Origin of the sequence: Curtobacterium sp. 'Ferrero' (assembly GCF_002412165.1) — a bacterium.
Classification (GTDB): domain Bacteria; phylum Actinomycetota; class Actinomycetes; order Actinomycetales; family Microbacteriaceae; genus Curtobacterium.
Map to the genome: position 1 here is coordinate 206,762 of NZ_NXIA01000003.1, position 13,784 is coordinate 220,545.

The window sequence follows — 13,784 nt, forward strand, 5'->3', positions numbered from 1 at the left end:
TGGCCAGCGCGATGTCCGCGTCGCACGCCACCGCCGCCTCGCACGGCACCGCCACCGCTGCGGCGCTCGCCGTCGAGGACCGCGCCCTCGCCCACAACTACAGCCCGCTGCCCGTCGTCATCGCGTCGGGCGACGGGGCGTGGGTGACGGACGTCGACGGCAAGCGCTACCTCGACGGTCTCGCCGCGTACTCCGCGGTGAACTTCGGCCACGGCAACGCCCGGCTGCTCGACGCCGCCCGTGCCCAGCTCGACCGGGTGACCCTGACGAGCCGCGCGTTCGTGAACGACCGGCTCGGACCGTTCGCCGAGGCGCTCGCCGACCTGACGGGCACCGACATGGTGCTCCCGATGAACACGGGCGCCGAGGCCGTCGAGTCCGCGATCAAGGTCTCCCGCGCCTGGGGCTACCGCGTCAAGGGCGTCCCGGCCGACCGTGCCACGATCATCGTCGCGTCCGGGAACTTCCACGGCCGCACGACCACGATCGTGTCGTTCTCGGACGACCCGACGGCGCGCGACGACTTCGGACCGTTCACCCCGGGGTTCCGCACCGTGCCCTACGGCGATGCCGCTGCCCTGCGCGAGGCGATGGACGAGACCGTCGTCGCCGTCCTGCTCGAGCCGATCCAGGGCGAGGGCGGCGTGGTCATCCCGCCGGCGTCGTACCTGCCGGCCGTCCGCGAGGTCTGTGACGAGTTCGGCGCGCTGCTCGTCGCCGACGAGATCCAGTCCGGGCTCGGTCGCACCGGCCACACCCTCGCGGTGCAGCGCGTCGGCGTCACGCCGGACCTCATCACGCTCGGCAAGGCGCTCGGCGGTGGGATCGTCCCCGTCTCCGCCGTGGTCGGGCGCCGCGAGGTCCTGGGCGTCCTCCGTCCCGGCGAGCACGGCTCGACCTTCGGTGGCAACCCGCTCGCGGCGGCCGTCGGCTCCGAGGTCGTGGCGATGCTCGGCGAGGGCGCGTTCCAGCAGCGGGCGCTCGACGGCGAACCGCCGCTCCGGGGTCTCCTCGACGACCTCGTCGGCCACGGCGTCGTCTCGCACCGGGTTGCCGGGCTCTGGGCCGGGATCGACATCGACCCGGCACTCGGCACCGGCAAGGAGATCGCACACGACATGGCCGACCGCGGGGTCCTGGTGAAGGACACCCACGGGTCGACGATCCGCTTCGCGCCCCCGCTCGTCGTCACCGACGACGAGGTGCGCCACGCGATCGACGTGCTCGGCGAGGTCCTGCGCGCCCGCAGCTGACGGGGCGGGCGCGCGCCGTGCCTCCCGGCCGGTGGGCCCCGCCGCGCCCCGGAACCAGGTTCTGGACACAGCACCGCGGAAAATCGTGGTGTGGTGTCCGGAACCTGGTTCCGGCCGCCGCCGGCAACCCGCGACCGCGCGCCGCGCCGCTACACCGCCCAGCGCTCCGCGAGCTGGTCCATCAGCCCGTCGAGCCGCTCGTCGACGACCTGCTCCTCCGGGTGTGCCTCGTACCAGGCGATGACCTCGCGGACGCCCTGCCGGTAGGGGATCCGCGGCCGGTACCACGGCACGAGCGAGCGCACCTTGCTGTTGTCGAACACCGAGCTGTTCGCCTTGTCCCCGAGGAGCGCCGCACCCCACTCCGGGTCCACCGCGTTGATCGCATCCGCGGGTACGTGCACGATCCGCAGGTCGTCCACCCCGGCAGCGGCCGCGATCTCCTCCGCGATCTGGTTCCACGTCGGCGCCTCGTCGCTCGTGATGGTGAACGCCTCGCCGATCGCCTCCGCCCGGTCGAGCAACCCGGTGAACCCGACCGCGAAGTCCCGGCTGTTCGTGAGCGTCCACAGCGAGGACCCGTCGCCCGTGATGATGATCGGCTTGCCCGCCCGCATCCGCGCCACGGCAGTCCACCCACCCGTCAGCGGGAGCTTCGTCTCGTCGTAGGTGTGCGACGGCCGGATGATCGTCACCGGGAAGTCCTGCTCCCGGTAGGCCGCCATGAGCAGTTCCTCGCACGCGATCTTGTCGCGCGAGTACTGCCAGTACGGGTTCTTCAGTGGCGTCGACTCCGTGATCGGCAGGTGCGTCGCCGGCGTCTGGTACGCCGAGGCCGAGCTGATGAAGACGTACTGCCTGGTCCGTCCGGCGAAGAAGTCGACGTCCGCCTGCACCTGGTCCGCCGTGAAGGCGATCCAGTTGATCACCACGTCGAACCGGCGGTCGCCGAGTGCGTCCGCCAGGGCGGCGCGGTCCGACACGTCTGCCTGGAGGCGCGTCACGCCCTCCGGGATCGGCCTGCCCCCGGTGGTCCCCCGGTTGAGCACCGTCACGTCGAACCCCTGCTCGACGGCTTCGCGGACGCACGCGGCGCTGATCACGCCGCTCCCGCCGATGAACAGCACGCTCGCTCCGGTCATGGATGCTCCTTCGCTCCCGGCGGTGCCGCTGTGCACCGCGCCCCTGCGATCCTGCACCTCCTCGGCCGCGTACCGTCACGGTTCGGGGCGCACCGATGCGCTCCACGACAGGAGTGACACGCACATGGAGTACCGCTACCTCGGGAACTCGGGCCTCAAGGTCTCCGAGATCACCTACGGCAACTGGCTGACCCACGCCTCCCAGGTCGAGAACGATGCCGCGATCGCGTGCGTCCGGGCGGCGCTCGACGTCGGCATCTCGACGTTCGACACGGCCGACGTGTACGCGAACACCGGCGCCGAGACCGTCCTCGGCGAGGCGCTGAAGGGGGAGCGGCGCCAGTCGCTCGAGATCGCGACGAAGGTCTTCGGGCCGACCGGACCCAAGGGCCACAACGACACCGGGCTCTCGCGGAAGCACATCCTCGAGTCGATCGACGGCTCGCTCGAGCGCCTGCAGACCGACTACGTCGACCTCTACCAGGCGCACCGGTTCGACCACGAGACCCCGCTCGAGGAGACGATGCAGGCCTTCGCTGACGTCGTGCGCGCGGGCAAGGTGCTCTACGTCGGCGTCTCCGAGTGGACGGCGGAACAGCTCCGAGCCGGTGCCGCGCTCGCGAAGGACCTCGGCTTCCAGCTCATCTCGAACCAGCCGCAGTACTCCGCACTCTGGCGGGTCATCGAGGGCGAGGTCGTCCCGACGTCGGAGGAGCTCGGCATCTCGCAGATCGTCTGGTCGCCCATCGCCCAGGGGGTCCTGACGGGCAAGTACCAGCCCGGGCAGCCGCTGCCCGAGGGATCGCGCGCCACCGACGACAAGGGCGGCGCGAAGATGATCTCCCGGTTCATGAACGACGAAGTGCTCACGGCGGTGCAGGGCCTCAAGCCGATCGCGGACGAGCTGGACCTGTCGATGGCGCAGCTCGCGGTCGCGTGGGTGCTGCAGAACGAGAACGTGGCGTCCGCGATCATCGGCGCGTCGCGCCCGGAGCAGGTGCACGACAACGCCGGCGCGGCCGGGGTCACCATCCCCGACGAGCTGATGTCGCGGATCGACGAGGCCCTCGGTGGTGTCGTCGAGCGCGACCCGGCGAAGACGAACGACAGCAGCCCGAAGACGCGCGAGGCGTAGGTGCCCATCTCGGGAGGCGCGGGGCGGGTCCGACCCGCCCCGCGCCTCCTGGACGCGGTCGCGGCCCGACCGCACCGCCGCTCGATCCGGACCAACGCAAAAAGGCCCCCTACCGGAGTAGGGGGCCTTTCACCGTGGCTGGACACGGCATCGATCCGTGGACCTTTCGATTTTCAGTCGAACGCTCTACCAACTGAGCTATCCAGCCGTGGCGACCCTGACGGGACTTGAACCCGCGACCTCCGCCGTGACAGGGCGGCACGCTAACCAACTGCGCTACAGGGCCATGTTGAATTACTGTCTTGCTCGGTGTTGCTCTGCTTGCCTGCTCACTCACGTGGAGTGACCCCAACGGGATTCGAACCCGTGCTGCCGCCGTGAAAGGGCGGTGTCCTAGGCCACTAAACGATAGGGCCGCAAGCGGTGCAGTGCGCTACCGATGGACAAGCATACGGATGCCCCCGGGGTTTCACAAATCGAGCCGCCTCGCCGTGTCATCCCCGGCGTGTCGCGCCGGTCGATCGGTGCCGCGGGCATTCACTCACCGTGGAGCACCCGGCTCCGATCCGTGCCGTCGATGCGTCCCGTGGAAGCATCGTCGTCGCTCCGGCTGCCCCTCGCACGAGGGGTGACCCGGTGCGGCACCTGTTGTTACTGTTGCGTCTGTTAACAGTGTTACGAACGTGCGCCATGCCGTGCTGTTACGAAATCGAGACACATGTCCTCCTCACCGCTCTCCCTCCGCCGCCGCAGCCGCCTCGTCGCCGCCGCGGTCGCCGTCGTGCTCGCCGCCGGGACCGTCGCCGCCCTCACGCCGAGCGGCCCGGCCAGTGCCGCGAGCTACCCGAGCTGGGACGACGTGCAGAAGGCGAAGTCGTCGACCGATGCCGCGCAGGCCAAGGTCACGGAGATCAAGGGGCTCATCGCCACCCTGACGTCCGAGGCGAAGGCCAAGCAGCAGGCAGCGGAACAGGCGGGCACGGCGTACCAGGCCGCGCAGACCAAGTACGACGCCGCAGCCCTCGAGCAGCAGAACCTCCAGGCCGAGGCGGACGAGGCTGAGAAGACCGCCGCAGCGTCGGAAGCGCAGGCCGGCCAGCTCGCGGCACAGCTCGGCCGCGCGAGCGCCAACAACGTCACGACGGACCTGCTCTCCCACCCGACGGACTCCGGGGACCTGCTCTACGAGCTCGGGGCGATGTCGAAGCTGACCGAGCAGGCGGACGGCATCTACGCGCAGGCCAGCCAGGACCGCGGGACCGCGCAGGGCCTCGCGGACAAGGCCGACCGGAAGAAACAGGCCCTCGGCGCGCTGGCGAAGTCCGCGCAGGACAAGATGCAGGAAGCCCAGGGCGCGGCCGCTGCAGCCCAGGACGCCGTGGCCGCCCAGAACGACAACCAGTCGCGTCTCGAGGCCCAGCTCACCCTCCTGACCACGAAGCAGCACGGCGTCGAGGCGAAGTACCTCAAGGGCGTCAAGGAAGAGCGTGAGCGCCAGGCCCGGATCGCCGCCGCCCAGGCACGCGCCGCCGCCCGGGCCGCCGCCACGAGCCAGGGTGGGACCGGTGGGGGGACCCCGACCTCGTCCGGGTGGGTGCGCCCCACCGGCGGGTACCAGACGAGCGCGTACGGCTACCGGCTCGACCCGTACACGCACGCCTACGCGCTGCACGCCGGCGTCGACCTCGCGCCCGCGTGCTACGCCCCGATCTACGCCGCAGCCTCGGGCACGGTCGTCCTCGCGGCGAACGGCGGTGGCTACGGCAACGAGGTCGTCATCGACCACGGCAACGGCATCTCGACCGCGTACGGGCACATCGTCGACGGGGGCTTCCTCGTGTCGGCGGGCCAGCACGTCAGCGCGGGGCAGCAGATCGCCAAGGTCGGCTCGACCGGCTGGTCGACCGGGTGCCACCTCCACTTCGAGACCCGGGTGAACGGCGCCGCCGTCGACCCGGTCCCCTTCATGGCAGCGCGGGGGATCTCGGTATGAGCACGAGCGTCGCCAGGAGGCGTTGACCCCACCATGAAGCAGTCCGCTCGCACCCTCGCCTGCACCGCCGTCGTGGCCGTGGCCGGCATCGGCCTGTCCCTCGCGCTCGCGGTGCCGGCACAGGCCACGCCGTCCGCGCCGAGCTGGGACGACGTGCGAGCGGCGAAAGCGGACGCGGCCGAGGCGCAGTCGACCGCCGACGAGCTGACCACGCGGCTGCAGGACCTGCAGGACGCCGCGGACGCCGCGGGTGTCCGGGAGATGCAGGCGGGCCAGTCCTACGCGATGGCCGCCTCGCAGCAGCAGGAGGCGCAGGCGACGCTCGACGCCCTCGACGGCCAGGCGAAGCGCGCCGAGCGGCAGGCGAAGGCGTCGGCCGGACAGGTCGCGTCGCTCGTCGTCGAGCTCGCGCGCACGGGCGGCGGTGACCTGTCGACCTCGATGCTCGTCGACGCGAAGGACTCGAAGGACCTGCTCTACCGCGTCGGCACGATGGCGCAGCTCTCCGGGCACTCGGCCACCGTGCTCGCAGCGGCCCAGGCCGACCAGAACACCGTCGACTCGATCGCCGACCAGCAGCGAGCCGCCACGAAGGCACTCGCCGACGCCACGACGACCACGAAGCGCAAGCTCGACGAGGCGAACGCGATCGCGGCGTCGGCGCAGGCACGGGTCACCAGGGAGCAGGCGCAGCAGGGCGAGGTCCTCCAGCAGCTGGCCTACCTCAAGGGCACGAGCGTGGCGACCGAGACCGCGTACTGGAACGCCGAGCAGGCGAAGCAGGCGGCCGCGGCGCTCCCGGTCGTCAGCACCACGACCGGCTCCGGCTCGACCAGCGGCGCGGCGAGCGGCGGTACGACGACCTCCCCGTCGAGCGGGGGCGGCACGACGACCTCCCCGTCGAGCGGGGGCGGCACGACGACCTCCCCGTCGAGCGGGGGCAGCACCACGACCTCGCCGTCCAACGGCGGCGGGACCACGACGACCCAGCCGTCGACGAGCCCGAGCACGCCGTCGCGCCCGAGTCCGAGCACGCCGAGCCAACCCGCTCCGAAGCCGTCGCCCGCGCCGACACCGAAGCCCACGCCGGCTCCGAGCACCCCGTCCCGTGCCGCCGGCGCGATCGCCTTCGCGCGCGCCCAGCTCGGCGACCCGTACGTCTGGGGCGCCGCGGGACCGAACAGCTGGGACTGCTCGGGACTGGTGATGATGGCCTACAACTCCCAGGGCGTCGCGACCGGCGGCCACAACGTCGTGTGGCAGTACAACTACTTCGCCTCGATCGGCCGGCTCGTCCCGCTCTCGCAGCGGCAGCCCGGCGACATCCTCTTCTACTCGAGCAACGGAACCGCCAGCGGTGGTTACCACGACTCGATCTACACCGGCAACGGACAGATGATCGAAGCCGCGCGCCCGGGCGTCGGCGTGGTCGAGCGTGCCGTGTGGCTGCCGAACCAGCTGCTCCCGTACGTCGCGCGCCCCACCGGCTCGCTCTAGCGGACCGGAACGGCGCAGGCCCCCGCAAACGGAACCAGGTTCCGAGCGGGTGGCGCGGGTGGCGCGGTCAGTGACCGGCGGGCACGTACGCCTTCTGGCCGGCCTGCACGATCTCCTCGGCCTCGGCGGCGTCGCCCCAGCCCTCGGCCTTGACGAACTTGCCCGGCTCGAGGTCCTTGTAGCGCTCGAAGAAGTGGGCGATCTCGGCCTTCGTCTGCTCGTCGACGTCCGAGATGTCCTGGATGTGCTGCCAGCGCGGGTCCTTCGCGGGGACGACGAGGACCTTCGCGTCGTTGCCGGCCTCGTCGCTCATCTTGAACACGCCGACCGGGCGGACCTTGACACCGACGCCGGGGAACGCCGGGTACTCGAGGAGCACGAGCGCGTCCACGGGGTCGCCGTCGTCCGCGAGGGTGTTCTCGAAGAAGCCGTAGTCGGTCGGGTAGACGAACGACGTGAAGAGCACGCGGTCGAGGTAGACGCGACCGGTCTCGTGGTCGACCTCGTACTTGTTGCGGCTGCCCTTGGGGATCTCGATGACGACGTCGTACGCGGCCATGTGCACTCCTGGTCTGTCGGTGGTTCGGTGAGCGCGGCTAACGTTACCGGGTGAACTCCCCGCGTCCCCGGTTGGACCCCGCCACCGCCGAGACCCGCCGCGCGGTGCGGACCCTCCTCGACACCGCACGCGCCGAGGGGGTCGTCGCGGACGGCGACCTGGTGCTCGTCGCGTTGAGCGGCGGTGCGGACTCGCTGGCGCTGGCGGCCGCGACCGCGTTCGAGGCGCCGAAGCAGGCGCTGCGCGCCGGCGCGGTGGTGGTCGACCACGCGCTCCAGGCGGGCTCCGCGGACGTGGCGATCCGTGCCTCCCGGCAGGCAGCGTCGCTGGGTCTCGACCCGGTGACCGTCCGCCGGGTGACCGTCGGTCCGGCGGGTGGTCCCGAAGGGGCCGCCCGGGAGGCGCGACACGCCTCGATCGCGGAGGTCGCGTCCGACGTCGGGTCGCCCCTGGTGCTGTTCGGGCACACCCTCGACGACCAGGCCGAGACCGTCCTGCTCGGGCTGCTCCGCGGCAGTGGGCCGGACGCACTGTCGGGGATGCCGCCGCTCGCGCGGCGGGCCGTCGGCCCGGCCTACGGGCGCCCCCTGCTCGGCGTCCGGCGACACACCACGCGCGGCGCGTGCGTCGCCGCCGGACTCGTGCCGTGGGACGACCCGCAGAACGACGACCCCGCGTACGGCCGGGTGCGGGTCCGGAACGCCCTGATGCCAGCCCTCGAACGCGAGCTCGGCGCCGGGGTGCCCGAGGCGCTCGCCCGCACCGCCGAGCAGCTCCGCGAGGACTCCGCCGCGCTCGACCACTTCGCCGAGGAGATGGCCGAGGACCTCGCCGAGCACTCCGAGGCGGGCATCTCCCTGTCGGCCCGGGAGCTCGCCGCGAACCCGCCGGCCCTGCGGCAGCGACTCGTCCGGCTCGCCGTCGAGAGCGAGTTCGGGGTGACGCTCTCGCGCACGCAGACGCTCGAGGTGTGCCGGCTCGTCACCGACTGGCACGGGCAGGGGCCGATCGACCTGCCCGGCGTCCGGGCGTCGCGATCGGGCGACCGCCTGGCGTTCACCGCCGGTTAGGCTGGGGTGGTGGAACTCTCCGACGTCCAGGCAGACCTGTCCGAAGTGCTCTTCACCCCCGAGCAGATCGACGAGAAGCTCGCCGAGCTCGCCGCGGTGGTCGACCGTGACTACGCGGGCAAGGACCCCCTGCTCGTCGGCGTGCTCAAGGGCGCCGTCATGGTGATGGCCGACTTCTCGCGCCACCTCAAGATGCAGGCGCGGATGGACTGGATGGCGGTGTCGTCGTACGGCTCCGGCACGAAGTCGTCCGGTGTCGTCCGCATCCTCAAGGACCTCGACACCGACCTGCACGGCCGGGACGTCATCATCGTCGAGGACATCATCGACTCTGGACTGACGCTCTCGTGGCTCAAGCAGAACCTCGAGTCGCGTGGGGCCGCGAGCGTCGAGATCGTCGCGCTGCTCCGCAAGCCCGAGGCGGCCAAGGTCGAGGTGGACGTGAAGTACGCCGGCTTCGAGATCCCCGACGCCTTCGTGGTGGGCTACGGCCTCGACTTCGACGAGCGCTACCGCAACCTGCGGGGCATCGGCGTGCTCGCGCCGCACGTCTACAGCTGACGACGCTCGGGCGACCCTGGTGGGGCGTGGAGTTCGCCCGCAGAGGACACCCATTCTCGCCACAGAATCGCAGCCGTATGCTGACCTGCACGCAACTTCGGCAGAGAAAGGTGTCGGGCGTCCTGCCCGGATCACATGGACTTCAAGCGCATCCTCCGCGGGCCGTACATCTACATCCTGATCGCGCTCGTGGGGATCTGGATCGGATGGGCGGTCATCAGCCAGTCCGGCACCCAGCAGATCGACACCCAGAAGGGGCTGCAGCAGCTGTCCGACGGCAAGGTCTCCTCCGTCGTGATCAACTCGACCGAGCAGCGGGTCGACCTCAAGACCAAGGACGGCGCGACCGAGCAGTTCTACTACGCGACGCCGCGTGGTGAAGAGGTCGTCAAGGCCGTCTCGGACGCCGGCGTGCCCTACAACGACACCGTCCAGCAGTCGAACTGGTTCCTGTCGCTCCTCGGGATCATCCTGCCGTTCCTGATCATCGGCGCCCTGTTCTGGTTCCTGCTCTCGAGCGCCCAGGGCGGTGGCTCGAAGGTCATGCAGTTCGGCAAGTCCCGCGCGAAGATGAACAACAAGGAGAACCCGCAGGTCTCCTTCTCCGACGTGGCCGGCTCGGACGAGGCGATCGAGGAGCTCCAGGAGATCAAGGAGTTCCTGCAGGAGCCCGCGAAGTTCCAGGCCGTCGGCGCGAAGATCCCGAAGGGCGTGCTGCTGTACGGCCCTCCCGGCACCGGCAAGACCCTGCTCGCGCGTGCCGTCGCGGGCGAGGCCGGCGTGCCGTTCTACTCGATCTCCGGTTCGGACTTCGTCGAGATGTTCGTCGGTGTCGGTGCCAGCCGCGTCCGTGACCTCTTCGACCAGGCGAAGCAGAACGCCCCGGCGATCGTCTTCATCGACGAGATCGACGCGGTCGGCCGCCACCGCGGCGCCGGCATCGGCGGCGGCAACGACGAGCGCGAGCAGACGCTCAACCAGCTCCTCGTCGAGATGGACGGATTCGACGGCAAGACGAACGTCATCCTCATCGCCGCGACGAACCGCCCCGACGTCCTCGACCCGGCGCTCCTGCGCCCGGGCCGCTTCGACCGCCAGATCGGTGTCGACGCCCCGTCGCTCGACGGACGCAAGCAGATCCTCGAGGTGCACGCGAAGGGCAAGCCGCTCGCCGCGAGCGTCGACCTCGAGCTCCTCGCCCGCAAGACCCCGGGCTTCACCGGCGCCGACCTGGCGAACGTGCTCAACGAGGCCGCGCTCTTGACCGCCCGGTCGAACGCGCAGCTCATCGACAACCGGGCGCTCGACGAGGCCGTCGACCGCGTCATGGCCGGGCCGCAGCGTCGGACGCGCATCATGTCCGACCAGGAGAAGCTCATCACGGCGTACCACGAGGGTGGACACGCCCTCGCCGCCGCCGCGATGCGGCACACCGACCCGGTGACGAAGATCACGATCCTGCCGCGCGGTCGGGCCCTCGGCTACACGATGGTGCTCCCGCTCGAGGACAAGTACTCCGTCACCCGCAACGAGCTGCTCGACCAGCTCACCTACGCCATGGGCGGCCGCGTCGCGGAGGAGATCGTCTTCCACGACCCGACCACCGGTGCCTCGAACGACATCGAGAAGGCGACGTCCACCGCCCGCAAGATGGTCACCGAGTACGGCATGAGCCGTGCCGTCGGGTCCGTCAAGCTCGGGTCGGGATCGAGCGAGCCGTTCGTCGGCCGTGAGATGGGCGGCAGCAGCGGTCGCGACTACTCGGAGAACATCGCCGAGACGGTCGACGCCGAGACCCGTGCGCTGCTCGAGGCCGCGCACGACGAGGCGTACCAGGTGCTCAACGACAACCGCGACATCCTCGACCGCCTGGCCGGCGAGCTCCTCGAGAAGGAGACCCTCGACGCGCCGGAGCTCGTCGAGATCTTCAAGGACGTCCGCAAGCTGCCGGAGCGCCCGCAGTGGCTCTCGAGCGACAAGCGGCCGGTCTCGAACCTGCCGGCGATCGAGTTCCCGGGCAAGGCCGCGTCGACCGCCGCCGAGCCGACGGACACCGAGTCGTCGTCGAAGCCGCGTCGTCGCCCGTTCGGCAACCCCGGTATCGCCCCCGCGTAGGCCGGCATGACCGACCTGCCGACGAGACGCTCGCGTCGCCTCGCCGAGGCGGACCGTGCGCGCGCCGCGGAACACGCGGCGCGCGCTGCCGCGGCCGAGCCGCCGACAGTCGCGATCGACCTCCGGGCACCCGCCCCGGTCCCGGAGATCGTGACCGGGCGTCGACGCGGTCCTGCTGCTCCGGAGCGGCCGACGCCCGACCGGACACGCGTGATGGGCATCCTCAACGTCACGCCCGACTCGTTCAGCGACGGCGGCCTGCACGAGGCGTACGACGCGGCGATCGCGCACGCCCGGGAGCTCGTCGCCGCCGGAGCCGACCTGGTGGACGTCGGCGGCGAGTCCACCCGTCCGGGCGCCGACCGCGTGCCCGTCGAGGTCGAGCAGCGGCGCGTGCTGCCGGTCGTCGAGCAGCTCGTGGCCGAGGGGACCGCGGTCAGCGTCGACACCATGAACGCCGCCACCGCCGAGCGTGCGGTGGAGCTCGGCGCCGCGATCATCAACGACGTGTCCGGTGGTCTGGCCGACGAGGACATGACCCGGGTGGTGCGGGACTCCGGTGCCGGCTTCGTCGTGATGCACTGGCGCGGGCACAGCGACCGGATGTACCGCAACGCCGAGTACGCGCACGCCGTCGAGGAGGTCCGGCGCGAGGTCGAGCTCCGCGTCGCCGAGCTGATCGTCCTCGGCGTGCAGGAGGACCAGCTCGTCATCGACCCCGGGCTCGGGTTCGCCAAGCAGGGCGCCCAGAACTGGGAGATCCTCGCCGGCTACGAGCGCTTCGCCTCGATCGGGTTGCCGGTGCTCGTCGCCGCGTCCCGCAAGCGGTTCCTCGACGGGGTCGGCAGCGCCGCCGGTGCTCCGCCGAAGGACCGCGACCTCGCCACCGCCGCCATCAGCCTGCTCGCCGCCGAACGCGGCGCGTGGGGTGTGCGTGTGCACGACCCCGCGCCGACCCGCGCGGTGCTCGACGTCTGGGATGCCTGGAGGGCAGCACGATCGTGAACGACACCATCCGACTGACGGGGGTCCGCGCCCGCGGCAACCACGGGGTCTTCGACCACGAGCGTGCGGACGGCCAGGACTTCGTGGTGGACGTCGCCGTCGAGGTGGACGCCCGCATCTCGTCCGGGTCCGACGACCTCGACGACACCGTGCACTACGGGGTGCTCGCCGAGCAGGTCGTCGCCGAGATCGAGCGCGACCCCGTCGACCTCATCGAGACCCTGGCGGAGCGGATCGCCGCCGCCGTGCTCACCCACCGCGCGGCCCTCGCCACCGAGGTGACCGTCCACAAGCCCCAGGCCCCGATCACGGTGCCGTTCACCGACGTGTCGATCACGATCCGCCGCACGCGTGGTGCGGTGGCGACCGAGGAAGAAGAGTGAGCCGGGCGGTCATCGCGCTCGGGGCGAACCTCGGCGACCGCGGCAGCACCCTGCGGGCGGCGGCCTCGGCGATCGCGGCGCTGCCCGGCGTGCAGCCGGTGGCATCGAGCCGCGAGGTCGAGTCGGTCGCGGTGACCCTGAGCGGTCGCGACGAGACGAAGCCCCGGTACCGGAACGCCGTGGTGGTCGTGGACACCGACCTCGAGCCGGACGCGCTCCTCGACGCCCTGCACGGCATCGAGGACGCCCACGGCCGCACGCGCGAGGTCAGGTGGGGCGACCGCACACTCGACCTCGACGTGGTGGCCATCGACGACCGGCGCATCGACACGGCGACCCTCACGGTGCCGCACCCGCGCGCGGGGGAGCGCGCGTTCGTGCTCGCCCCGTGGCTCGACGCCGACCCGGAGGCCGTGCTGCCGGGCATCGGACCGGTGGCGGAGCTCCTCGACCGGGTGGGCGACGACACCGAGCGCGTCGACGAGCCGCGGCTGTTCGACGCGCCCCCGGAGCGAACCGGCGCGCCCGGCGACCCGACCACGGGGCCGGAGGCCGACGCGTGAAGCCGACCCGAGCCTCCGTCCTGGTGAGCGTCGCCCTGGTGACCGCGGTCGCCGGGTTCGCCGTCGACGCCGTCCTCGCATCCCGCAGCGCCCCGACCCTGCTGCTCTCGGTGCCGCTGGGACTCACCCTGGCGTTCATCGGGATCGCCGTCGTCCTGATGGCCCGGCCGGTCCGCCGACACGCACGTGACGGCGCCGGACGGGCGCGCCCGGTCGACCCGATGTACGCGACCCGGGTGGTCGTCCTCGCGAAGGCCTCGAGCATCGGCGGTGCCCTGTTCGGCGGGTTCGCGATCGGCCTGCTCGTCTACCTGCTGAGCCGTTCCGCGACGCCTTCGCTAGGCTCGACCGTGCCGAACGCCGTGGCGCTCGCGGGAGCGGTCGTCCTGACGGTGTGCGCCCTCGTCGCCGAGCGGATGTGCGTCGCTCCTCCGAGCGACGACGACGAGGACGACCACCCGGGCGGTTCGGCAGCGACGTACTGACCGGACGCCGGTCCGACCGATCC

The 13,784-nt window shown here is 71.5% G+C and carries 13 protein-coding genes and 3 tRNA genes; 11 read left to right on the forward strand and 5 right to left on the reverse strand.

Annotated elements, in window-relative coordinates:
* Positions 1 to 11: 11 nt before the first annotated feature.
* Positions 12 to 1,253, forward strand: a complete 1,242-nt coding sequence (gene rocD / locus Csp2054_RS04995) for an ornithine--oxo-acid transaminase (protein ID WP_096898269.1) — start codon at positions 12 to 14, stop codon at positions 1,251 to 1,253.
* Between the two features lie 149 nt (positions 1,254 to 1,402).
* On the opposite strand, the gene Csp2054_RS05000 is transcribed toward rocD, so the two are convergent.
* Positions 1,403 to 2,395, reverse strand: coding sequence for an NAD-dependent epimerase/dehydratase family protein (locus Csp2054_RS05000; RefSeq protein WP_096898201.1), 993 nt, complete (start codon positions 2,393 to 2,395; stop codon positions 1,403 to 1,405).
* Between the two features lie 124 nt (positions 2,396 to 2,519).
* Between Csp2054_RS05000 and Csp2054_RS05005 the strand changes: the two genes are divergently transcribed.
* Positions 2,520 to 3,530, forward strand: a complete 1,011-nt coding sequence (locus tag Csp2054_RS05005; protein WP_096898202.1) for an aldo/keto reductase family protein — start codon at positions 2,520 to 2,522, stop codon at positions 3,528 to 3,530.
* A 135-nt stretch (positions 3,531 to 3,665) separates the two neighbouring features.
* Here the strand turns inward: Csp2054_RS05005 and Csp2054_RS05010 are convergent.
* The 3 genes from Csp2054_RS05010 to Csp2054_RS05020 all read right to left on the reverse strand — a co-directional run bounded on the left by Csp2054_RS05010 (position 3,666) and on the right by Csp2054_RS05020 (position 3,946).
* A tRNA-Phe gene (locus Csp2054_RS05010) sits at positions 3,666 to 3,738 on the reverse strand.
* Between the two features lies 1 nt (position 3,739).
* Positions 3,740 to 3,816 (reverse strand) — tRNA-Asp (locus Csp2054_RS05015).
* Between the two features lie 57 nt (positions 3,817 to 3,873).
* Positions 3,874 to 3,946: transfer RNA gene (locus Csp2054_RS05020), tRNA-Glu, on the reverse strand.
* A gap of 302 nt (positions 3,947 to 4,248) precedes the next feature.
* Between Csp2054_RS05020 and Csp2054_RS05025 the strand changes: the two genes are divergently transcribed.
* A complete protein-coding gene (locus Csp2054_RS05025; RefSeq protein WP_096898203.1) occupies positions 4,249 to 5,523 on the forward strand; it encodes a M23 family metallopeptidase in 1,275 nt (424 codons plus the stop codon).
* Between the two features lie 33 nt (positions 5,524 to 5,556).
* Positions 5,557 to 7,020, forward strand: coding sequence for an NlpC/P60 family protein (locus Csp2054_RS05030; protein ID WP_096898204.1), 1,464 nt, complete (start codon positions 5,557 to 5,559; stop codon positions 7,018 to 7,020).
* A 67-nt stretch (positions 7,021 to 7,087) separates the two neighbouring features.
* On the opposite strand, the gene Csp2054_RS05035 is transcribed toward Csp2054_RS05030, so the two are convergent.
* A complete protein-coding gene (locus tag Csp2054_RS05035; RefSeq protein WP_096898205.1) occupies positions 7,088 to 7,579 on the reverse strand; it encodes an inorganic diphosphatase in 492 nt (163 codons plus the stop codon).
* Between the two features lie 50 nt (positions 7,580 to 7,629).
* On the opposite strand from Csp2054_RS05035, the gene tilS reads away from it, so the two are divergent.
* The 7 genes from tilS to Csp2054_RS05070 all read left to right on the forward strand — a co-directional run bounded on the left by tilS (position 7,630) and on the right by Csp2054_RS05070 (position 13,761).
* Positions 7,630 to 8,649, forward strand: a complete 1,020-nt coding sequence (gene tilS, locus Csp2054_RS05040) for a tRNA lysidine(34) synthetase TilS (RefSeq protein WP_096898206.1) — start codon at positions 7,630 to 7,632, stop codon at positions 8,647 to 8,649.
* Positions 8,650 to 8,658: 9 nt separating this feature from the next.
* On the forward strand, positions 8,659 to 9,210 hold the full coding sequence (hpt, locus tag Csp2054_RS05045; RefSeq protein WP_031272831.1) for a hypoxanthine phosphoribosyltransferase: 552 nt from the start codon (positions 8,659 to 8,661) through the stop codon (positions 9,208 to 9,210).
* A gap of 135 nt (positions 9,211 to 9,345) precedes the next feature.
* A complete protein-coding gene (ftsH, locus tag Csp2054_RS05050; protein WP_096898207.1) occupies positions 9,346 to 11,325 on the forward strand; it encodes an ATP-dependent zinc metalloprotease FtsH in 1,980 nt (659 codons plus the stop codon).
* Positions 11,326 to 11,331: 6 nt separating this feature from the next.
* Positions 11,332 to 12,330: a dihydropteroate synthase gene (folP, locus tag Csp2054_RS05055; protein ID WP_217990866.1), complete on the forward strand. Its 999-nt coding sequence runs from the start codon at positions 11,332 to 11,334 to the stop codon at positions 12,328 to 12,330.
* Positions 12,327 to 12,713 carry a dihydroneopterin aldolase gene (gene folB / locus Csp2054_RS05060; protein WP_096898208.1) on the forward strand — a complete coding sequence of 129 codons (387 nt, stop codon included), beginning with the start codon at positions 12,327 to 12,329 and terminating at the stop codon, positions 12,711 to 12,713. Before folP ends, folB begins: the two co-directional genes overlap by 4 nt.
* Positions 12,710 to 13,276, forward strand: a complete 567-nt coding sequence (gene folK, locus Csp2054_RS05065; protein ID WP_096898209.1) for a 2-amino-4-hydroxy-6-hydroxymethyldihydropteridine diphosphokinase — start codon at positions 12,710 to 12,712, stop codon at positions 13,274 to 13,276. The genes folB and folK overlap by 4 nt, the downstream gene beginning before the upstream one ends.
* Positions 13,273 to 13,761, forward strand: a complete 489-nt coding sequence (locus tag Csp2054_RS05070; protein WP_096898210.1) for a DUF3180 domain-containing protein — start codon at positions 13,273 to 13,275, stop codon at positions 13,759 to 13,761. The genes folK and Csp2054_RS05070 overlap by 4 nt, the downstream gene beginning before the upstream one ends.
* Positions 13,762 to 13,784 lie beyond the last annotated feature (23 nt).